This window comes from Rhizobium sp. 11_C7_N12_5, assembly GCF_051811145.1.
Classification (GTDB): domain Bacteria; phylum Pseudomonadota; class Alphaproteobacteria; order Rhizobiales; family Rhizobiaceae; genus Rhizobium; species Rhizobium lusitanum.
In genome coordinates, this window is sequence record NZ_JBPWPY010000002.1 from 1 (window position 1) to 20,717 (window position 20,717).

Genomic DNA, 20,717 nt, shown 5'->3' on the forward strand with positions numbered 1-20,717 from the left:
ATGCAGCCGAGTCTCGTACTCCAAGACGACCAAGAGCATCTTCCGACGCTTCTGGCAACAGACGCGCTGGAGCTGTCTTACCAGCTCCAGCAACACCAGGCAAAACTCTTTCCGCCTCAGTCGCAAAAGACGATGCGGACATTTTCGCCGGCTGAAGCTGCCGCCTTTATCGGCATTGGAGAAGGCTATCTTCGCCAGATCGCTGCCGATGGCCATGGACCGGATCCGCTTGCAAATGGACGCCGGCTTTATACCGCCGAGGATATGGATCGAATCCGTAAAGTTCTCGATGAACGGAACGGCACCCCGAAATATGTGCCCTGGCGCCGGGGAGCGGAAAAACTCCAGATCATCTCGGTGATGAATTTCAAGGGCGGTTCCGGCAAGACGACGACAGCCGCCCATCTCGCGCAATATCTGGCGCTGAGAGGCTATCGAGTGCTGGCCATCGATCTCGACCCGCAGGCTTCGCTCTCAGCGTTGTTCGGACATCAGCCTGAGCTCGATGTCGGCGAAGGCGAGACGCTTTATGGCGCCATTCGCTACGAGGAGCCCCGGCCGATTGCCGACATCGTTCGGTCGACCTATACGCCGAACCTGCACCTGATCCCCGGCAATCTCGAACTCATGGAGTTCGAGCACGAAACACCGCGAGCAATGGCGGCTGGCAGAGCCGAGACGATGTTCTTCGCGCGCATCGGCGAGGCTCTAACCGAAATCGAAAGCTTCTACGATGTCGTGGTCATTGATTGCCCGCCGCAGCTCGGTTTTCTGACAATGTCGGCGCTCTGCGCCGCGACGTCGATATTGATTACCGTTCATCCGCAGATGCTCGACGTGATGTCCATGTCTCAGTTCCTGACCATGACAAGCGAACTCATGACCGTCGTCGAAAGGGCAGGCGGGCGTACCAGCTACGACTGGATGCGCTATCTCGTCACCCGCTTTGAGCCCAATGACGGGCCGCAAAGCCAGATGACCGGCTTCATGAAGGCGATCTTCGGCAATCGCATGCTCCACAACGCCATGGTCAAATCGACGGCTGTCGCCGATGCCGGCGTCACGAAACAAACCCTTTACGAAGTCGAACGAGCCCAGTTCACAAGGGGCACCTACGACCGCGCTCTGGATTCCCTCAATCTCGTGAACGGCGAGATCGAGACGCACATCCGTTCAACATGGGGAAGGAAATAGATAGATGGCGCGCAAGAATCTGATTGAGATTTCAGCTCCGAATACGGGGCGCGCCGATGCCGTTGCAGCGAAAGACAATCGCCCCATCGCCGGCTTCCTGCCGCAGCAGAGAAGCGGCGGTCCGGTGGGCGGCATCACCAGGACGCTCGGAAACATCACGGAAAAGATGGAGCGGGCCAGCGACCTCGAACGGCAGCTGGCGGAGGGTCAAACGATCATTGATATCGATCCTGACCTTATCGACGGATCGTTCGTCACCGATCGCCTTGAGGTAGATCCTGTTGAACTTGGCCAACTTGTGGAGCAGATCCGCGAACACGGCCAGCAGGTTCCCATCCTCGTGCGCCCGCATCTGGAAGCCAAGGGACGTTATCAGGTCGCATACGGGCATCGCCGGCTGGCCGCAACAAAGGCGCTCGGCATCAAGGTGCGCGCCGTCGTGCGGCAGCTCACCGACGATCAGCTTGTCGTGAGCCAGGGCCAGGAAAACAGTGCGCGCACGAACCTGTCCTATGTTGAGCGCGCTTTGTTTGCGCTGCGGCTCGAGCAGCGCGGTTTTGGCAGGGATATCATCATGGCCGCGCTGGGCGTGGACAAGGCCGCGCTTTCCAAGATGCTGATCGTTACCAGGCAGGTGCCTTTGGCACTTATCAGCGCGATCGGACCAGCTCCCGAGATTGGCCGGCGACGGTGGCTGGAGCTCGGAGAACGTCTCGAAAGCGTTGCATCTGAACCGATCGTCGCCGAGTTGTCCGCGGACAACTGCCGAAAGCTATCGAGCGATGAACGCTTCCAGCAGGCAATGGCGCTGGTTATCAGCAAGCCTGTGTCTGCCAAGCCACCGGCGGCACCATCAGAGATAGCCGGCGTGCCTGTCACGCTTAAGAGAACACCGGCGCGGGCAACCTTCGTCTTCGACAGCAAGGCCGCACCCGGTTTCGATCAATTCGTACAGGAGAGGCTACAGGCTCTCTTCAATGAGTTTCAGCAAGGAAAGGAAACGTAACCGCAAAAGAAAAAGGCCCCCAAACGACGCCGTCGTGGAAGCCCTTCTCTGATCTTAAGCAAATCAAGAATCGCATTTCCCCGAATCACAGTCAAGAGTCTTTGGCATCGTTTTGATGAGCGGATTTCTTTTGCCTCAACGTAGGTGAAGGAAAAATGGAAGCTGAATACGTAACGACGCCTTTCGGGCGGCGGTCGATGACGCTTGGCATGTTGTTAGCTCAGAAAAGAGCCTGCAATGTCGAGCCCACCAAGTCCGCCGACAAATGGAAAATCTATCGCGCGCTCTGCGAAGCCAAGCCCCTGCTCGGCATAACGGATAGAGCGCTTGCCGTTCTCAATGCGCTCTTGAGCTTCTACCCGAAGAATGAGCTTTCGGATGAAGCCGGTCTGGTCGTGTTCCCTTCGAATGCGCAATTGTCTCTGCGCGCCCATGGCATGGCCGAGCAAACGATCCGACGTCACCTCGCTGCGCTCATCGATGCCGGCCTCCTCGTGCGCAGGGACAGCCCCAATGGCAAGCGCTATGCCCGCAGAAGCAGGGCAGGGGACGTCAATGAGGCCTACGGCTTCTCACTGGCGCCTCTTCTCCATCGTTCCGAGGAGATCGAACATCTCGCTGCCGCAGTCGTCGCCGAGCGGCTCCACACCCAGGGTCTACGCGAACGCATCAGCCTCTACAGACGCGACATCACAAAGCTGATCCAGACGGCGCTCATCGAGCAGGTCGACGGCGACTGGGAAGCCGCACATTCCAGCTTTCGCGACCTCATCGAGAGCCTTCCGCGCTCGCCCAGCACAGCAGAATTGGAAGCCCTGCTCCAAAAGCTTGGCCCTCTGCACGGCGAAATCGTCAACCGATTGGAAAAACACGTAAAAGCAATAGAACTAGGCGGCAATCCCTATCAAAATGAGCGCCACATACAGAATTCAGACTCCGAATCCTCAACTGAATCTGAAGCACCACAAGCCGCTCGCACAAACGAACCCGATACACAGCCGCAACCAGCCTCCACCAGGGCTGCCGCCCCCACTGCCGTTCGCCAAACAAGACCCCAAATGCCCCCACGCCATGGTTCTGAAAGCCTAGGCGTCGCTTGTACTGAGTTGAAATCATTTCCGCTCGACCTCGTTCTACGAGCCTGCCCCGAAATTGCCGCCTATAGTCCGGCCGGACAGATCAACGGCTGGCGCGATTTGCTGGCCGCCTCTGTGATCGTGAAATCGATGCTTGATATCAGCCCTACCGCCCATCAGGAGGCATGTACCGTCATGGGGCTTGAAAACACCGCCACCGTGATCGCCTGCATCCTCCAACGAGCTTCCCATATAAAGTCGGCTGGCGCCTATCTACGAGATTTGACGCGGCGAACGCAAAGAGGAGAGTTCGCGATCGGTCCTATGTTAATGAGCCTTCTACGCGCAAATGCAGCTTCAGCCACACAAAAGGTGGCTTAGCCATGCCCCGTCTTCAATGCCGCAAGTCTCTCCCCCGGCGGATCTGGGGATCCGTTTTCACACAAAGAGGGCACGCGAAATGTCTACCTGATCCGCGAAGTTGGTCAGCTCGACAGACAAGCCTGTATGGACTATGCGGACGTGGCGGTAAGAAAGGAAGTTATAGCTTCTACTTGGAGGATTTGTTTCAATAAAATCAATTGACTACCAAGTGGGCCAAATACAGTAGCAGAGACCAATTACGGGCGAGAAAGGCTACATGCACTGACCAATTCCTGCACTTTTATGCCGTTTTTGCCGGCAAATGTCCACACATTTTCAACTGCGAGCACATTGCCAACTATGACTCGCCCCCAAAACCAACCAGGATGTCAGGATGCAGAGAAAATCCATGCCTCAAGCACCGCGCGGTCGGTTCCGGGCAGTTCAGGAGCAGGAGAGGGAGGTCTGCTTGCGCATCGAAGCAGACGCATCTAATTGCCAGGTTCGCCACGGGACAAACGTCAGCGCTATTGGCAGATCGGTATTGGTCGGGACGGCGGCGCCGGGTGATCCTGTTTATACTGGGCGATGATCGGCTCGAGGGTTTCCTTTGGCCAAAATTTCGGAGCGCCGATTGCTTTCAGGCAGGAATCGTTCCAGTACAATCCAGCCTTCGATGGTGAACGACCGGCAGCCACGGCTTTGGCAACGGCGTTTATATCGGCTGACTCAGGATAGATGTAGAGCGTCGTCGGATTGTCCTTCACCATGGAGATGATCTGGCTCGCGTCCGACGCTGCCCAGCTCGTGCAGCCATCGCTGCGGCCGCCGGCATACTCGACCAGCTTTCCAAGGGGGACGTATCCGTCACGGTTGGCATAGGGGCTTTGCGGATCTTTCTTCATGCATATGCCGGCCACCTTTGCAGCTGCATGTCCTCCGATCGCGCGTTGCCGCGCATTGGCGGTCTCGCCCTCGCCATCGAACTGGAGGAAGGTGCGAAGATATGCAGCATCCTTCGTCTGGGAAATTGGATAGTAGCCCTTGAAGGTCGTTTTCGTCTCCTCGGTCATGTAGGAGCCGCCGGCAGTTAGGTTCGAATCCATCGCATTGCCGAAGTTCCTGGCGCACATCCGCCCGTTGCCGAAATCCACGACGCCCTTCAAATCACGGCCGCTGCCGTGTCCGGACGAAACCACACGGAACGTCTGGGTGGCTTCACAGACGATATAGAAGCGGCCTCCCGATTTGCCATCGCCGGGATCGTTCGGGCGCGTGGCATCCATAACAAAGTAGCAGGGATTCCTGACCTTGCCTTCGCTCACCTTTCGCATGTAAAGCGCGCGCGCCCTCTGCAGGATCGGTTGCGCGATTTGGCCGTCACCTTCGCCCACATAGGCGCTCAACCATTCCGGAATGTCCGACTGTCGCTGCGCTGCGATTGATGGCGTCGATGCCGAGAAGGCGAGCAAGCAGAAGCCGAGTGATTTGGCAACGCTTCGAAGGGCAGTTCTCAACCGCACTGGATCAGATCTCCTGTTAAAACCTTTTGAACTTGCTTGTCTCGCCGCCGGCCAGAGGCAGCAGCGACGATCGAACCATTGCAGCCATCTCGCAGAGCCCAGGGCGCCATCGCCAGCTGCTTTCCCGCAAGTCCGGCCGCTATGACTTAAGATTCGGCATTCATAATTGTGCATCGCTTTGTTGAAGAGAGACCTAACAAGAATCGAAAATATCAGCGGTCATCACAGGCCCGTCATCAAATCTGCTCCGTGCATTTCCGTGCCACAATTCGTTGCCCAAAAAGGCGCAAATAAGACCAGCTGAATCCGGCAGACCACTTACGGCTGAAGGGCATCTTGCCTTAGGGTGGAGACTCAATCAAACCCACCATATGATGGTGGCAGCGATATAGCATGTAGCTGCGAAGTTGATGGCGAGCTTGTCATATCGTGTTGCGACGCGGCGCCAGTCCTTGAGACGGCAGAACATGCGTTCGATGATATTTCTTCGCTTATAGGCCTGCGGATCGAAAGGCTGGATGCGTTTGCGGGTTGGATTGTTTGGGATGACGGGGCAGGTTCCTCGCTGAATGAGGAAGCGGCGAAAGGCATCGCTGTCATAGCAGTATCGGCTGCGCATAAACGGCTGGGCGGCAGGGGTGCAAGCAGGTTGGCGGCGATGGGAGCGTCGCCACGTTGTCCGGGGGTTATTTCGACTGCGATGGGACGGCCGCAACCATCGACAACAGCATGGATTTTTGTCGTTCTGCCGCCGCGCGAGCGACCAATGCCCTCGGCAAGCGCCCCCCTTTTCCGCCAGCGGCCGAACGATGGGCCTTGGCAGTCGTGCTGTCGATCATCTGGATCTCTGTATCGTCCGCTTTGACCAAAGCCTCGAACAGGTGACGCCAGACGCCCCGCGCTGACCATCGATGAAACCGGTTGTAGATCGTCGTCGCCGGGCCGTAGCAGGGCGGGCAGTCCTGCCAGCGGCAGCCGGATTTCAACACATGAATGATACCGCTGATCACGCGGCGGTCGTCGGTACGATGTGCTCCAGGCTGATTGGTTGGAAGCAGCGGTTCAATCGCTGCCCATTGCTGATCATCAAGCCAGAATTCTCCTGCCATGAGCCAATCTCCTTCAAATATCCAGATTGAATCATACAGTTCAAGCAAAATCAAATGCATGATTGGGTTTGGAACCTAGCGAGCGTTGCAGCGACGCAGCCGGCTATCATTGCCAAAGAGACGGCGCCGGCATCGGGACAGCCGATGCTTTTTTCCGCTTCATCGGCCATGAAGGTCCGGAAAATGGGCGGTGGCCGTCGCCGACCACGAGGAAATGATAGCCGCGTTGGAAGCACGCGACGAGGCGCGGCTTTCCGAGGTTCTCGGCCGTCATCTCGCCAACGCCTGGGAGCGGATGCGCAGCGCGATCTGATTGCTGTCGTAAGAACGGTCTGCAAAATGCTGGCGCATCTTCACAGAGACGCATTCCTATCACTGCGCTTGCAGCGGCATCGTCTTGTCGCGATGCAAGGTTCCCAACAGGGCGTCGACCACGTCTCGATGATGCACATTTCTGTCGAAACGGCTGTCGGCTGCCAGTTGCATGAGAGCGGCAAAAGCCGCCTTGGCCGGAGGCTTCTCGCCTTCTCCACGAAGATAGGCGGACAAGCGGCGGTAGCCCGCCCCAGCCTCGATTTCAAGCGGGTTGCCCGCTCCTATCTTTTTCAACGGCCACCAGGCCCAGCCGATGCCATTTTTTTCCTGCAGCGCGACGGCGCGTGCATACCAGCCATTGTTATTTTCGCCGGATTCGCCGTTCCACAACGGCATGTCGTATTGTTCACGCAGCCTCAGGAAAGGTTCGATCGACTCTTGCGTCGTCGGGGTCCAGTATTTGTGAAAGCTCAGTGTCGTATTGCGATCGGCAACAGGCAACAGGCCGGCGTAGTTGTTGCCCCAGCAATTGCCTTCGATGATCAGCATATGATTGGTATCGATCGCCCGGATTGCATGGATAGTGCGTTCGTAGAGGTCGCGCAGCGGCTCGTTGCCGGTTTCGCGGCAGCCGCCTTTATCGGTCTTGTCCTGAAATCCCCAATTTGGCTCGTTGAGCAGGTCGTAGCCGGCAATAGTCGGTTCATCCTTATAGCGCCGGGCGATCTCACTCCAGAGCGCGATCATTTTCCTCTGGTCTTCGGGACTGTCCCAGAGAGAGGGCTTGCGCGGGTTGCGATCGGAAATCGCGATGTCATGGCCCTGCCCGCCGGGAGCCGCATGCAGATCGAGGATCAACACCATGTCGTTGGCCTTCAGCCAGGCGATCAGCGCGTCGACGCGCCGGAAGCCTTCTTCGTTCCAGACGATCCCGCCCTTTGCAGCCTTGCCGGGGGTATCTTTGATAAACAGATTCCAATGCATCGGCAGGCGCACGCTGTTGAAGCCCCACTTGGCCATCGCGTCGATGTCTGCTCTCGTCACGGCGTTGTCGCGCCAGGACTGATAGAATATCTCGGTCTTCCGCTCATCAATGATCTGCGCAATGCGGCCACGGATGACATGTTGCGCCTTCAGATTGGACAGCCCCATCATATAGCCCTCCTGGACCATCCAGCCTCCAAGGTTCAGGCCACGCAGGATCAACGGATTGCCCTGAGCGTCCACGATCTGTTGATGGTCGGCATGAACAAATCCCTGCGCGCGCGCAGGTGATGCAGACGGGGCCAAGCAAACGACAAGCAGGATGGTCAGCAAACGTGGAAGATGTCTCATGAACTTCCAGTCCCTCAAAAGTTTGACGCTATGTGGGCGCGATATGGCGTGAATGATCAACATAACGCGGGCGCGGCTTTTGAGCAGGCACCGAAGCAACGGATGCACATGAAGCATTGCGCTGTCATCGATAGTCGAGCCGGTCGCGTCAATATTCCGTGTGAATATCCTGCGGATATGACATTAGCCGGCTGCGCTGCGGATCTCACTCTGTCCAGCTGGCGGCCGTATCCTGCACGAAATGTCCGGGCGATATTTCCTGGTAGCTCCGCTTCGGCGGCACATAGTCGTGGGGCCTGATCGCGCTCCTGATCTCCTCGCGTTGCGACGGTGGCTGCAAGCCGCGCCGCGTGGGGTCCGGGATCGGCACGGCCGAAATCAGGCGGCGGGTATAGGGATGCTGCGGAGTGTCGAAAATAGCGGCGCGAGGGCCGATCTCGACGATTTCGCCGAGATACATCACGGCGACGCGATGGCTCATCCGTTCGACGACGGCCATGTCATGCGAGATGAACAGATAGGCAAGGCCGTGCTTCTCCTGCAGGTCGAGCAGCAGGTTGGAGACTTGCGCCTTGACCGAAACGTCGAGTGCCGACACCGCTTCGTCGGCAATGATGAATCGTGGGTTGAGTGCGAGTGCCCTGGCGATGGAGATGCGCTGCCGCTGGCCGCCGGAAAATTCATGCGGGTATCGGCTGGCGACGGCTGCCGACAGGCCGACCTGATCGAGCAGCTCGGCGACGCGCTCCTTCGCTTCCCGCCGGTCCATCAACCGGTGCGACAGCATGGGTTCGATGATCGCTGCGCCGACCGTCATGCGTGGGTTGAGCGAGGCGAAAGGATCCTGGAAGATGATCTGCGCCATGCGGCGCATCGCGCGCAGCTCTTTCGTTCCCGCCTTGGTCACGTCCTTGCCGTCAATGGCGACAGAACCAGCCGTCGCTTCGATGAGGCGCATGATCGTGCGCCCGGTCGTGGACTTGCCGCAGCCGGATTCGCCAACTAGCGAGAGTGTTTCGCCCGGCCGAAGATCAAACGAGACGTCCTCGACAGCATGAACGCGGCCATTCGGCAGATCGAAACGGACGGCGAGATTGTCCACCTTGAGGATCGGCGCAATGCTCTGCGCCACCGGCTTCATCTCCCGGCCTTCCGTGACCTCGCCGGTCTTGGCGTCGACTTCCGGGAAGCGCCGCGGAGACTCGGTCTCGCCCATGGTGCCGAGGCGCGGGATCGAGGCCAGCAGCGACTTCGTGTAGATTTCCTTCGGTGCCGCGAAAATATCCGTCGTGACGCCGGTCTCGATCATGTCGCCGCGGAACATGACGACCGTGCGATCGGCCACTTCCGCCACCACGCCCATGTCGTGCGTGATGAAGAGGACGGCCATGTTCTCCTCACGCTGCAGTTCGCGGATGAGGTGGAGGATTTCGGCCTGGATGGTGACGTCGAGTGCCGTCGTCGGTTCGTCGGCGATCAGGAGCTTGGGTCGGCAGGCGAGCGCGATGGCGATCATCACGCGCTGGCGCATGCCGCCGGAAAATTTATGCGGATATTCGTTAAGCCGCGACTTTGCCGCCGGAATGCGCACGCGCTCCATCAGCCGCAAGGCTTCGGCCTCGGCCGCCTTCCAGGAAAGCTTCTGGTGCAGCACCAGCGCCTCGGCGATCTGGTTGCCTATGGTGAAGACCGGGTTGAGCGAGGTCATCGGCTCCTGGAAGATCATGCCGATAGAGCCGCCGCGAACGGAGCGCATCTCCGCTTCCGAAACGGCGAGGAGATCCTTGCCCAAAAGCTGGATCTTGCCTTCGCAGCGCGCTTTGCCCGGAGGCAGCAGGCGCATGGTCGACAGCGCCGTGACACTCTTGCCCGATCCTGATTCGCCGACGATGGCAACCGTTTCTCCGGCAGAAACCTGCAGATTGATGTTGCGGATGACGGCGCGCCAGCCTTCGGCCGTCTTGAACGAGGTCGTCAGGTTTTCGATCGAGAGAACCGGTTGGATCGTGTCCGCCATGATCAGCTCTCCTTTGCAAGGCGCGGATCGACCAGATCGCGCAGGCCGTCACCCAGCAATTGCAGCGACAGGACCGAGAAGACGATGGCAAGGCCCGGAAAGACCATGAGCCAGGGTGCGTTGTTCATGAATTCCCGGCCGGAAGCGAGCATGGTTCCCCAGGTCGGCATATCGGAGGAGACGCCGACGCCGAGGAAGGAGAGGCTTGCTTCGGCAAGCATGGCGGAGGCGAAGACGAAGGTCGCCTGCACCAGAATGGGCGATGCCAGATTGAGCAGGATGTGGCGGCCAAGGATCTGCCAGGTCGGCAGGCCCATTGAGATCGCCGCTTCGATATAGGGCAGTTCGCGCAGAACGAGCGTCGAACCGCGAACGATGCGGGCGAGACGCGGCGCATAGGTGATGCCGAGCGCCAGGATGACCGTGACCAGCGATGGCCCCAGCGCCGCGACGAGCGCGATGGCAAGAAGAATGTCGGGAAAGGACATCATGGCATCGAGCAGGCGTGAGATCGGCGCATCGAGCCTGCGAAAATATCCGGCGATAACGCCGAGAAATACGCCGATAACGGTGGAGATGCAGACCACGCCGAGGCTGACGAGCAGCGAGACACGGCCTGCGAAGATTGCGCGTGAGAAGATGTCACGACCGAATTCGTCGGTGCCGAAGATATGGGCCATGGACGGTCCCTTCAGCTTGTTGACGATGGAAAGCTTGTTTGGGGCGTAAGGCGCGATCCAGGGCGCCAGGATGGCGGCGAGGATGACGACAAGCAGAATGATGGCGCCGAACAGCATGGCGCGATTGCCGAAGAGGCGGCGCAGGCTCGATGCAAAGGGAAGGGTGAAAGAGCCGAGCGTCATAGGCGGACCCTCGGATCGACGAGAATATAGAGCATATCAACGATGAAATTGATGAGCACGTAGATGGCGGCCACGACCAGAAGCGCGCCCTGGATCACCGGATAGTCGCGCCGCAGAACGGCGGAGACGACGAGATTGCCGACGCCGGGCAGGCCGAATACGGTTTCGGTCACGACAGCGCCGGCAACGAGCATGGCGACGGAGAGGCCGATGACGGTGATGATCGGGATCATCGCATTTTTGAGCGCATGCTTCAGGATGACGCGGCTTTCGCTCGCCCCTTTGGCGCGGGCGGTGCGCACGTAGTCGTCGCCGAGCACGTCGAGCATGGCGGCCCGGGTGAAGCGCGTGATCATCGCCGAATTGACGACGCCCAAGGTGATCGCCGGCAGGATGAGATGGTGCAGCCGTTCGAGGAAGTCCGTGTCAGGACCGCCATAGCCGGAGGCCGGAAACCAGCCTTGTCCGACGGCCAGGATCTGGATCAGCATCAGGCCAAGCCAGAAGCTAGGAACGCTTGCAGCGACCATGGTGAGAACAACGACGACCTGATCGAAAATCGTTCCCCGCTTGACCGCCGAGATGATGCCAACGGGAAGCGCGATCGCAATGGCGATCAGAATGGAGAACAGCGTCAGGAAAAAGGTTGGCTCGGCGCGAGCCGCCAGCGCCTGCGTGACCGGCTGGTTGAGAAAGATCGATTGCCCGAGGTCGCCCTTCAGCAGGCCCAATATGAACTGGACATATTGGACAAGCAGCGGCGCATCGAGCCCCATCTTTGCCCGCAATTGCGCAATGTCCTGCGGCGTGGCGTCGGCCCCGAGCATGACGGCCGCCGGATCGCCCGGGGTGACCCGGACGATGACGAAGACAACAGTCACGACAAGCGCGAGCACGATCACCATGCCTCCAAGACGTCGCAAAAGCGCCTGGGCGATCTTTGCCATGTGCTTTAAGCCTTACTTCTTCGGGCTGACGTTCCAGAAATGCGGCCAATAGGTCGGCGTATAGCCTGATATCGACGCGGAAATACCGGAAAGTGCGTTGAAGTTGCCGACTTTGTAGAGAGGCGCATCGTCGTAGATCACGGTCTGGATGCCTTCCCATGCCTTTTGTTTCGCGTCGTCGCTCGTCGCGTCCATATAGGCTGAAACGGCCTTGGTCTTCTGGTCGGAGACATACCAGCCCGGATAGCTGTCGGTAATCGTGTTGATCGTCGTCGGATCGCCGGGGAAGTTGGAATGGGTGATGAAGATATCCCATTCCTTCGGGTCGGCGCGGCGGGTCGTCAGCGTTGCCCAGTCGACGACCTGCATGTCGACCTTGAAGCCGGCGGCTTCCAGATAGGCCTTGGCGACTTCGCCGATCTTATAGTGGAATTCATACTGGCGGCTGGTCAAAAGCCGCAGCGGCGTGCCGTCATAGCCAGCATCCTTCAGCAGCTTTGCCGCCGTGTCGGGATCGCCTTCACCATAACGGACAACACCGGCGTCGGTGTGCCAGAACGATCCCTTCGGGAAGAAGGCGCCGTCGACGCTGAAGAAGCGCTGGTCGTTGAAGGCGGCAAGCATCATGTCAGAGGAGTTCAGCGCTGCCTGCACCGCCTGGCGCAGCGGCTTCTTCACCAGCAGACCTTGCTTCATGTTCATGTTGAGCGATACCCAGCCGGCATCCTTGAAGATGACGGGCTTGGCGTTGCCGCTCTTTTCGATGCGCTCATAGGCGCTGACGGGCAGGGAGTCGGCGAAATCGAACTGTCCGGAAATCAGGCCTTCGACGCGGGTATTGGCGTCGGGCACGGGCACGAAGCGGATTTCCTTGGCGACGGCCTCGCGCTTGCCGGCGTAGTTATTCGGCTCGCCTTCGGGCGATCTGTAGCCATCGAAGCGCACGAGCTGCGTATACTGGTCGGGCTTGCGCTCCTTGAGCATATAGGGGCCGGTACCGATGAAATCGGTAAGGGTATCGGCGACCTTTTCGGAAGGGAGAATGATCGACGACTGGGACAGGGTTGCCAGCAGCGGCGCATAGCGCGACTTGAGCTTGATGATCACGGCGTGATCGCCGTCGGCCGTCAGACTGTCGACGATCGTAGCAACCTGCTTGCCCTTGGAATTGACGTTCATCCAGCGCTTCAGCGAGGCAACGACATCCTTGGAGTCGAAGTCGCTGCCATCGTGGAACTTGACGCCTTCGCGCAGCGGAATGCGGTAGGTGAGACCATCGTCGGAAATCTTGGGCATGGCGGCCGCCAGCAGCGGAACGGACTTCCACTGGGCGTCATAGGTATAGAGCGTCTCGAAAATATGCTGGTCGACCGTCAGCACGATGTCGGTCGGCGTCTGCATGGCATCGAGGGTCGGCAACTCGCCGATGGTGGCGACGGTCAAGACCCCGTCCGAGGCCTGGGCGATCGCCAGATTGCTGGTGCCGGCAAGCATGGCCAGCGTGATCAGAACAAATGCGCTTTTCATCATCATCCTCTTTTTGGCCGCCCTTCGGGCGTGTTCCCTATGTTCGTTAGTCGGCATGTCTGCGGCCGGTCTCGTCCGGCTCGTTTTCAACTTTCGAGGCCCAACGGATCGGCGACGCGTGGCCAAAGCTCGAGGCTCGCCTTGCGGTAGGGCGTCGTTGCTGGATCCGTCGGGTAAGAGGTCGGTGCGGCGATGTAGACGATCTCTGAAGCGATCGGCTGGAATCCCGCGTGAAAATGATTGGTAGATTTCACAAGCAGGAAAGATTTGCCGGAGAAATCGATGCCCTGATTGGAAAAAATGTCCGGCTCGTAAGTCTGCGTCCGGCTGGAAATCAGTATGATGTCGATCGAGGTGCCGACGGGGCGCACGACAGCCGCGCTGCCGAGCGTGACGCGGCTGTTGCGAAAGCTCTGCCAGCCGGCGTCGAACAGGCGCAAGACCGTGACATCGAGGTCGAGCGGCTCACCGCCCTGCGGGCCGGATTTACCGCCGACGCGAAGATCGAGCTGCGCCCCTTCGCCGGCCGCATGGCAGAACGATACGGCGATCGGATCCCAGATCGTCGCGACACCGATATTGTCGAAGCCGCGCTCGATCATCCGGCGCAGAATGTGGGTGGCGTCGCCGGCAACACCGCCGCCGGGATTGTCCCAGACATCGGCGACAACGACGGGCGTTTCCGGGTGGGCCGCGCGCAGCTCGACGCTGCGGTCGAGCCCGGTCTCGGTGTCGAACATCGGCATCGCGACGTGCTTGCGCAGACCGTAAAGCTCATGACCGAGCGATTGCGCAAGCGCATTACCTTTGGCCTTGTCATCGTCGGTGACGACGACAATGCGCGTGCCCATATCGGGCACGTCGCCGGCCATGAAGCCGTGAATGACGGAGATGGATAGGATGCCATCCTTGCCTTCCATCGCCTTCAGGCGATCGACGAAGGAGCGCATCGGCTCCTGGCTGGTCGGATAAATGGTGATCATGCGGCAGTCGAAGGTCGAGATTGCCGGCTTGATCTCGCCGCGTAGCGTCCGCAGGGCCAGTTCGACGACGTGCTCGCCGCGTTGCTCGAAATCCGTGTGCGGGAATTCCAGAAAGGTGGCCATGATGTCGAGATTGGCGACGCGCTGCGCGGTCAGGTGGCTATGCGGATCGAATTCGGCAGCGACAAGCACATCCGGTCCGACGATGGCACGCAACCGCGACAGGAAATCACCTTCCGGGTCGTCATAGCCTTGCGCGACCATGGCGCCGTGTAGTCCGAGGACAACGGCGTCGACGGGCAGCGACGCCTTCAGTTCGCCAAGAATCTGATCACGCAGCGTCTCATAGGTCTGTCGCTGGATGAGGCCCGCCGGTTCGGCCCAGCAGGAGGTGCCTTCGATGACGGTGAAGCCTTCCGCGCGGCCACGGCGGCGCAGGATCGGAACGACGGAGGAACACAGGGTTGGGGTTTCGGGATGCTCGCCCGGCCCGGCATAAAAGGCCGCCTTGAAGGCGTGCATGTCCGTCGGGACAGGCGAAAAGGTGTTTGTCTCGGTGGCAAGCGAGGCCGTGAAAATGCGCATTATTGACGATCCGAACTCGTTTGCGTTTTGGGGCGCGAGGGCAGGCAACGGCCCGATCTCGCATGCGGCATATCGCGACGCCCCAAGATTGATTGTGTGGTCATGGCTGACATGCTCCGCGACGTCCGCCTGTGTTTTGTAAGGAGCTTGTAGCTGTGCTGTTCACCCGGCCCGCTATTCAAAGTGTAATTTATTTTCTTAATGATGCGGTTTTTGCCACCGATGTCAACGAGGCGCGTGTAAAATCACGCCTATTCATGTAAATTATTTTCGCAATCCGATGTTTATGAAAACGCTTTTCAGCATGTAAATCTTTCCTCGGGAAGCTTGGCGACGTTCATCAGCGACATGACCTTGAATGGTGGACCTGCCATCATCACCCGGAATTGGTGAGCGTCTTCAATGTGAAGCGGGGATCGGAGTGCTCGCTTCGGTCCAAGTGTGGCGCGGTTGTTGTTGCCTTTATCGGGCACGCTTTTTCAGCCGCCGCCTCATCGTATCCGGCCGCGGAATCCGTTCATAAATGCCCGGGATCAGCTTCTATTTACATCGATGCGATGGCTGAAAATTCGTGTAAACCGATGAACGCAGGCTGCATGGGCGCCGCGGCATCGGCGACGTGCCCATAGCTCCAAAGCGAAGCAGGACCTACGGAATGGCCGAGTAATCTCTTGCAGGTTCAACGTCTGACAGAGCCGCTGATCTCAGTGGTGGGATCTTCAGCCGGGCATGGCCTTGGAATAGGCGGCCAGGATAAATCGTTCCGCCTCTGCCATGCGAGATAGCGACAAGCGGCAGCTTGTCGCCCGAGATCGGACAATCCTTGGCGACAGACATGACGACGGGCCCGAGTTTTACCTCACTTGCCGGTCGAGTGCACGGAGACCAGATCCCTCCCTTCAGCGCCGTGAGCGGCCCATCGGCCGGAACCTCGATGAATTGGAAGCCGACGGCATGCGCCAGCGAGGTCGTAAAACATAGGAAGACGGCAAGGATGAAGCTCAGGCGGATCATATGATTACTCCGTTAGCGAGCAGTACTCGTCGTGAGCCTCGGTATCGCATCCGCGGCAATCGGGGGCTGACATGAGCGACCACCACCGAATTCCGCGCGGCCATATCGCGAAATCACCTACTACCTTGCATAAACAGATAGCTTGTTATATGCATGCGGTAAATCCGAGGCATTCATGACCGACTCGATCCAAGTTCAATTGCGAAAAGGCGCCCTTGATCTATGCGTCCTCGCCGTGCTGTCGCGGGGCGAAAGCTATGGCTATGAAATCGCGAGCACCCTGGTCGCCGCCGTCGGCATGGGGGAAGGCACGATCTATCCGCTGATGCGCCGGATGCAGAACGACGGCCTGGTGGCCACCCGAATCGTCGAGTCGAGCAACGGGCCGCCCCGAAAATATTACCGGCTCACGCCGCTGGGCCAGACGGTTTTCGAAGCTCACCGCCGCGACTGGCGCTCCTTTGCGGATGCAGTCGACAAACTTCTTGAGGATTTGCCATGACCAGGGACGCCTTCTTGCGCACGCTGAGACTGGGGCTTGCCGGTATGCCGCCTCAGGAGATCGAGGACATCATCGCAGACTATGCCGCCCATTTCGCCGAATCCGATGCTTCGGGCCGCAGCGAGCAGGACGTTGCGGCTGCGTTGGGCGATCCGGCCAGGATCGCCAGGGAGCTGCGCGCCGAATCCGGGCTGCGTCGTTTCGAGGCCCATTGGAGCGTGTCGAATCTGCTGGCGGCCGCGATGGCGCTGGCCGGCCTTGCGATCGTCGACGTGCTTTTCCTGCTGCCGCTGCTGATCGTGGCGATCTTCGTTGCGTTCGGCCTGGCGATCGCCTTGGCGGCCATCGGCGCGGTCGGTGTGAAGATCATCTTCACCACATTGCTGTTCCATCTTGGCGGGCCGGTGATTGGAACAATAGCGCGCTTGCTCATCGGGGCCGGACTTGTGAGTTGCCTGCTCGGCGGCGGCGCTTTGCTGTTGATGGGACTGGGCGCGAGCATACGAATGCTCGGCCATTATGCCCGGCTGCATTTCCGTCTGGCTCAACCGGACCAAAACGGCTTTTGAACATTTCATCACACTGCGTTGAAGGAACGACAATGACTGGCAAGTTGGCATTCGTCGCGACAGCGGGATCGATCAGTGCAATCGTCCTTCTGGCGCTGGGTATCGGGCTTTCCGGGCGGGATTGGGCCGACGCAAGACATTTGTGGGGTGCGAGGCAATCCAGCTGCGGATCAGCCACATCCACCAGCCAGCAGGTTACCCTGCCCTTCACTGCCACCGACAATCTGACGATCGATCTGCCGGCTTCGGTCCGCTATCAGCCGGGGGATAAGGCGGAAGCTGTGGTCAGCGGCGATCCAGCACTTATCGACCACGTGCGGATGGAAGGCGGCAAGTTGAGCTTGGATTGCGATCCGGGCTGGCTCGACTCCCGGCTCGATGTCAGTCTCTCGGGGCCGGCGATATCAAACTGGAAACTGCTCGGCAGCGGCGATCTCACCTTGTCGCAGATCAATCAGCCGCAGCTGCGGCTGAGCATTCGGGGAAGCGGCAGCGTAGCCGCCACCGGAGCCGCCGATACCGTGGGGCTGAACATTTCCGGCTCGGGCGCGGCGCGGCTCAAGGACCTGGCTGCCAAATCCGTGCAGATAGACATTCGCGGCAGCGGCGACGCACAACTGTCCGCGCAGGCGGATGCGGACATCTCGATTTCCGGAAGCGGCAATGTCGAGCTGTTCGGTCGCCCGATCCTGCGGCGCTCGGAAATCAGGGGCAGTGGCCGCATCGTCCAGGTGCCGTAGCCTCGGCTGTTCGTGATCATCGGAAGTTTACGAGGTTCTTCATGAAATGGCTGTTGAAATTTCTGGCGATCATGTTCCCGTTTTTCGTCGCCGGATCCGCAGGCGCCGTTGGCTTTCAATACCTGTCCATTCCGGACGATATAGGCAGACCGATCGAATTGGGTATCTGGTACCCAAGCAACTCCGTCGCGGCGCCGACAACTCTAGGGGATGTCGCGCAAACCGTTGCCGTCAACGGTGAAATCACGGGTGATCACCTACCCACGGTCATCTTTTCCCACGGCAGCGCGGGGCACTTTAGCGATCGGTCGGAATCGGCCCTTGTCCTTGCAAAGGCAGGGTTTGTCGCTGTCTCCCTGACATATCCAGGAGACAACTATAAAGACAGTGGCGACAAGGTCGTGCAAATTCTGCTGAATCGTCCCCGCCAAACAAGCCGGGTTCTGGACTACATGATGCAAACATGGCCAGGACGCGAGCATCTGGAGAAATCCGAGATCGGTTTTTATGGTTTTTCAGCTGGCGGCTTCACCGGCTTGGTGGCAATCGGCGGCATTCCCGATTGGAAGCTTTTCACGCTTCATTGCGCCGCCGACCCGGTGGAAGCCGTGTGCCAACAGGGCAGCGCGGCGGTCCTGTCGCGACCGCAGGTAGCGGCGCGGATGGCGTCGGAATGGCGGCATGACGCTCGCATCAAGGCGGCGGTACTGGTATCGCCCGGCTGGGCGTTCTCCTTCGATCCGAGCTCGCTCAGCAAGATCAAAATTCCCGTCGAGCTTTGGGGCGGCAGTGAGGATCATGTCGTTCCCTTCGAAAGCAACGTCGGATATCTGCAACGATACCTCCCTCGTGTAATCGCTGTTCATGATGTCAGGGACGCCAGGCACTACTCGTTTCTAAAGCCTTGTAGCAAAGCTGCTGGGGCTCTCAATCTGGAGAGCTGCATGGATCAGCCCGGGTTTGATCGAGCCTCTTTTCAGGAGAGTTTAAATCAAGAGTTGGTACGGTTTTTCCGCTCCGAATTGGCTGAATGAAACGCCTGGCGTTCCCTCCGCATTCTTATGCCAGGCTTCTCCGGGCTTCCCACCCAGCAATCTGCGTCTACGCATCATTGGCGCCGAGCCGCGATCGCCGGGTTGAAGGCATCCGACGGGACTATCCAATCAGCGCATTGCTATCCGCCAAGCGACAGAAAAGCCGGAATATTAGGTAATGGCGCTCGCTTTGGCGCAATCTCATCCCAGCTTCCGAGGGCCGCAGCTACCGCGAGGCGCCGTGATCATGCGGCTTTCAAGCGAGACCTGGGGATACATATGCGCGTTTTTCACTCGATTGATCGGCGCCAAAGGGTGCACGGCAAGCGAGTGGCAGCGTGACAGAAACCAGCGGGGTTTTGGATTTTGGAGTCGAGTGTTCGAAAATTTGTGTTTCGCGATCTTCAGAGAATCGATGGTTATATCGATCCGCCCGACGCCCTTGTCTTCCTGTCGTTGATCGGAAGGCAAAGGCAAGAGAATCTGCTCGGCGGTCTCGCGGAAATCGGCGTCTATTATGGGCGCTCCTATTTTCTGCTGCGCAAGATCAGTGCGCCTGACAGCAACGTACTTGCCATCGACCTCTTCGACATCGAAGAGAATGATGCGCAATATCAGCGCTTTCTCGATAATGGCAGGTCGCTGGGCATCCCTGTCGACGAGGAACTCGTCATCTCCGGCGACAGCACCAGGCTCGATCCGCAAGCCATCATCGACAAGATTGGCCATGTCCGCTTCTTCAGCATCGACGGCGGTCATCTGCTCCGCCATGTGCTTGCCGACAGCCATCTGGCCGAAAGCGTGCTGGCCGATCACGGCATCATCGCCTTCGACGACACGTTCAACCCCGCCTGGCCGGAGGTGACGATCGGCGTCTCGGATTTCCTGCGAAGAAACAGCGACACATTTTCAGCCTTTTGCATGACGAAGTACAAGACCTATGTCTGTCGGCGGGACTTTCATGATTTCTACCGGGCCGCAATCAGCGAGGCGCTGCATCTCAGGCCCTTCGAGCACGCCGAGATGGATTTTCTCGGCTCGAAGGTGATCCGGCTGCACAATCCCCTCAACCGCCGGGTTGCCTACGAGCTCCTGCAGCGGCTGGGCATGAGCGCGCTATCCGAATGGGCCTATCGCCACGGCTGAATGCTGCTAGCCGTCCCGCAGCAGCGCGAACAAGATTGCGATCTCGGTGCCATCTGGGCGAAGCAGACGGCAGGCGATGCCGGTATCGCCAGGCTTTACGACGCTCAACTCGATGGTAACTGCGTCCTGGGCTCCAATATTCCCTTTGAGGAAAACGTCCCGCCGCACGACGTCAAGGCGTCGCTCTGGAAACCACGCTTCCAGCGCGCGCGTCATGAGCGCCTGGAATTCCGCGAAATAGAAGAGCCCCGCGCCGTTGAATTCCTCTGCCATGGATGGCTTGAACCTGAAACTCTTCAGGTGCCGCCCGGTCGCAGGCGTCATGCCGAGATGTGTCTGTGCCGTGCCGCGACGAAGGGCGGCGGCCGTGGCGGCAAGCTCGCTTGTCGCAAGTATTTCGCCCTTGCTGCGAGCATGTTCGACGCGCACCAGCGAGCGATTGTCGCCTTCTATGTCGCGCCGGACGAAGGCGGAGATCAGTTCGACGTCCGCGATGCTGGTGCCACCGATGCTCAGATGATGCCGGCTCGAATATTGCGTCCGCGAGATCCGATGCAGGGAAGAGCGAATGGCCAGCACATCGTTGGCGCGGGCAAGCTGAAGCTTCGTGCCGGTCATAGATGTCGCGCAGATCGAGGCATAGACCTCGCGGCCGTCAGCGGTACGGAAATCCGCATTGTCCATGCCGAGATGCCGCGCCAGCATCAGCCAGTGCCGGTGGCCGAGTTCCTTCATGAGCCAGGTCTCGGACAGTCCGGCAGGGCTCAGATGCGGCATGCCGAGAAGGATATATGGATCAAGCGCACGCTCCATCAGCGCGCGTGCTGAGGGCGTCTGTGGCTGGGCATCGAGGACGGCAATGGTCATGA

At 59.2% G+C, this 20,717-nt stretch carries 17 protein-coding genes and 2 pseudogenes; 9 read left to right on the forward strand and 10 right to left on the reverse strand.

Features of this window, described 5'->3' with window-relative positions; translation table 11 throughout:
* The 3 genes from repA to repC all read left to right on the forward strand — a co-directional run.
* Positions 1–1,194, forward strand: a 1,194-nt coding sequence (gene repA, locus AB8B29_RS19175) for a plasmid partitioning protein RepA (RefSeq protein WP_037193099.1), incomplete at its 5' end; no start/stop codon positions are given.
* 4 nt (positions 1,195–1,198) lie between these two features.
* A complete protein-coding gene (gene repB / locus AB8B29_RS19180; protein ID WP_092575432.1) occupies positions 1,199–2,200 on the forward strand; it encodes a plasmid partitioning protein RepB in 1,002 nt (333 codons plus the stop codon).
* 155 nt (positions 2,201–2,355) lie between these two features.
* On the forward strand, positions 2,356–3,657 hold the full coding sequence (repC, locus tag AB8B29_RS19185) for a plasmid replication protein RepC (protein WP_092575430.1): 1,302 nt from the start codon (positions 2,356–2,358) through the stop codon (positions 3,655–3,657).
* A 509-nt stretch (positions 3,658–4,166) separates the two neighbouring features.
* On the opposite strand, the gene AB8B29_RS19190 is transcribed toward repC, so the two are convergent.
* Together AB8B29_RS19190 and AB8B29_RS19195 are read right to left on the reverse strand one after the other, a co-directional pair.
* On the reverse strand, positions 4,167–5,162 hold the full coding sequence (locus AB8B29_RS19190; protein WP_092575427.1) for a hypothetical protein: 996 nt from the start codon (positions 5,160–5,162) through the stop codon (positions 4,167–4,169).
* 358 nt (positions 5,163–5,520) lie between these two features.
* Positions 5,521–6,271: pseudogene (locus tag AB8B29_RS19195) on the reverse strand (IS5 family transposase).
* 155 nt (positions 6,272–6,426) lie between these two features.
* Here AB8B29_RS19195 and AB8B29_RS19200 point away from each other — a divergent pair.
* A pseudogene (locus tag AB8B29_RS19200) lies at positions 6,427–6,584 on the forward strand (FCD domain-containing protein); the annotation flags it as partial.
* 59 nt (positions 6,585–6,643) lie between these two features.
* Here the strand turns inward: AB8B29_RS19200 and AB8B29_RS19205 are convergent.
* The 7 genes from AB8B29_RS19205 to AB8B29_RS19235 form a co-directional block, all read right to left on the reverse strand.
* Complete coding sequence (locus tag AB8B29_RS19205) at positions 6,644–7,921, reverse strand: glycoside hydrolase family 5 protein (protein ID WP_092573637.1); 1,278 nt, start codon at positions 7,919–7,921, stop codon at positions 6,644–6,646.
* A 205-nt stretch (positions 7,922–8,126) separates the two neighbouring features.
* Positions 8,127–9,938, reverse strand: coding sequence for an ABC transporter ATP-binding protein (locus AB8B29_RS19210; protein ID WP_092573622.1), 1,812 nt, complete (start codon positions 9,936–9,938; stop codon positions 8,127–8,129).
* A 2-nt stretch (positions 9,939–9,940) separates the two neighbouring features.
* Positions 9,941–10,801 (reverse strand): ABC transporter permease, encoded by an 861-nt coding sequence (locus AB8B29_RS19215; protein ID WP_092573621.1) that lies wholly within the window; start codon positions 10,799–10,801, stop codon positions 9,941–9,943.
* On the reverse strand, positions 10,798–11,739 hold the full coding sequence (locus AB8B29_RS19220; protein WP_092573636.1) for an ABC transporter permease: 942 nt from the start codon (positions 11,737–11,739) through the stop codon (positions 10,798–10,800). Before AB8B29_RS19220 ends, AB8B29_RS19215 begins: the two co-directional genes overlap by 4 nt.
* A 21-nt stretch (positions 11,740–11,760) precedes the next feature.
* Positions 11,761–13,281, reverse strand: a complete 1,521-nt coding sequence (locus tag AB8B29_RS19225; RefSeq protein ID WP_092573620.1) for an ABC transporter substrate-binding protein — start codon at positions 13,279–13,281, stop codon at positions 11,761–11,763.
* 80 nt (positions 13,282–13,361) lie between these two features.
* Positions 13,362–14,843 carry a M81 family metallopeptidase gene (locus AB8B29_RS19230; RefSeq protein WP_092573619.1) on the reverse strand — a complete coding sequence of 494 codons (1,482 nt, stop codon included), beginning with the start codon at positions 14,841–14,843 and terminating at the stop codon, positions 13,362–13,364.
* 648 nt (positions 14,844–15,491) lie between these two features.
* Complete coding sequence (locus AB8B29_RS19235; RefSeq protein ID WP_092573618.1) at positions 15,492–15,857, reverse strand: hypothetical protein; 366 nt, start codon at positions 15,855–15,857, stop codon at positions 15,492–15,494.
* A 175-nt stretch (positions 15,858–16,032) separates the two neighbouring features.
* On the opposite strand from AB8B29_RS19235, the gene AB8B29_RS19240 reads away from it, so the two are divergent.
* From AB8B29_RS19240 to AB8B29_RS19260, 5 genes are all read left to right on the forward strand, one after another.
* Entirely contained in the window at positions 16,033–16,359 is a 327-nt protein-coding gene (locus tag AB8B29_RS19240; RefSeq protein WP_034479266.1) for a PadR family transcriptional regulator, read from the forward strand.
* Positions 16,356–16,928, forward strand: a complete 573-nt coding sequence (locus AB8B29_RS19245) for a DUF1700 domain-containing protein (RefSeq protein WP_092573617.1) — start codon at positions 16,356–16,358, stop codon at positions 16,926–16,928. The genes AB8B29_RS19240 and AB8B29_RS19245 overlap by 4 nt, the downstream gene beginning before the upstream one ends.
* A gap of 32 nt (positions 16,929–16,960) precedes the next feature.
* Entirely contained in the window at positions 16,961–17,668 is a 708-nt protein-coding gene (locus AB8B29_RS19250) for a GIN domain-containing protein (RefSeq protein ID WP_092573616.1), read from the forward strand.
* Positions 17,669–17,709: 41 nt separating this feature from the next.
* Entirely contained in the window at positions 17,710–18,702 is a 993-nt protein-coding gene (locus AB8B29_RS19255) for an alpha/beta hydrolase family protein (RefSeq protein ID WP_092573615.1), read from the forward strand.
* A gap of 366 nt (positions 18,703–19,068) precedes the next feature.
* Positions 19,069–19,848, forward strand: a complete 780-nt coding sequence (locus tag AB8B29_RS19260) for a class I SAM-dependent methyltransferase (RefSeq protein ID WP_037193072.1) — start codon at positions 19,069–19,071, stop codon at positions 19,846–19,848.
* A 6-nt stretch (positions 19,849–19,854) separates the two neighbouring features.
* Here AB8B29_RS19260 and AB8B29_RS19265 read toward each other — a convergent pair whose 3' ends face one another.
* A complete protein-coding gene (locus AB8B29_RS19265; RefSeq protein WP_092573614.1) occupies positions 19,855–20,715 on the reverse strand; it encodes a Pnap_2097 family protein in 861 nt (286 codons plus the stop codon).
* Positions 20,716–20,717 lie beyond the last annotated feature (2 nt).

Bases quoted from the DNA above. Each gene is read 5' to 3' on its own strand.
- repB (WP_092575432.1), top strand. From the start codon at position 1,199: ATGGCGCGCAAGAATCTGATTGAGATTTCAGCTCCGAATACGGGGCGC.
- repC (WP_092575430.1), top strand. From the start codon at position 2,356: ATGGAAGCTGAATACGTAACGACGCCTTTCGGGCGGCGGTCGATGACG.
- AB8B29_RS19205 (WP_092573637.1), bottom strand. From the start codon at position 7,921: ATGAGACATCTTCCACGTTTGCTGACCATCCTGCTTGTCGTTTGCTTG.
- AB8B29_RS19210 (WP_092573622.1), bottom strand. From the start codon at position 9,938: ATGGCGGACACGATCCAACCGGTTCTCTCGATCGAAAACCTGACGACC.
- AB8B29_RS19215 (WP_092573621.1), bottom strand. From the start codon at position 10,801: ATGACGCTCGGCTCTTTCACCCTTCCCTTTGCATCGAGCCTGCGCCGC.
- AB8B29_RS19225 (WP_092573620.1), bottom strand. From the start codon at position 13,281: ATGATGATGAAAAGCGCATTTGTTCTGATCACGCTGGCCATGCTTGCC.
- AB8B29_RS19230 (WP_092573619.1), bottom strand. From the start codon at position 14,843: ATGCGCATTTTCACGGCCTCGCTTGCCACCGAGACAAACACCTTTTCG.
- AB8B29_RS19235 (WP_092573618.1), bottom strand. From the start codon at position 15,857: ATGATCCGCCTGAGCTTCATCCTTGCCGTCTTCCTATGTTTTACGACC.
- AB8B29_RS19240 (WP_034479266.1), top strand. From the start codon at position 16,033: ATGACCGACTCGATCCAAGTTCAATTGCGAAAAGGCGCCCTTGATCTA.
- AB8B29_RS19245 (WP_092573617.1), top strand. From the start codon at position 16,356: ATGACCAGGGACGCCTTCTTGCGCACGCTGAGACTGGGGCTTGCCGGT.
- AB8B29_RS19250 (WP_092573616.1), top strand. From the start codon at position 16,961: ATGACTGGCAAGTTGGCATTCGTCGCGACAGCGGGATCGATCAGTGCA.
- AB8B29_RS19255 (WP_092573615.1), top strand. From the start codon at position 17,710: ATGAAATGGCTGTTGAAATTTCTGGCGATCATGTTCCCGTTTTTCGTC.
- AB8B29_RS19265 (WP_092573614.1), bottom strand. From the start codon at position 20,715: ATGACCATTGCCGTCCTCGATGCCCAGCCACAGACGCCCTCAGCACGC.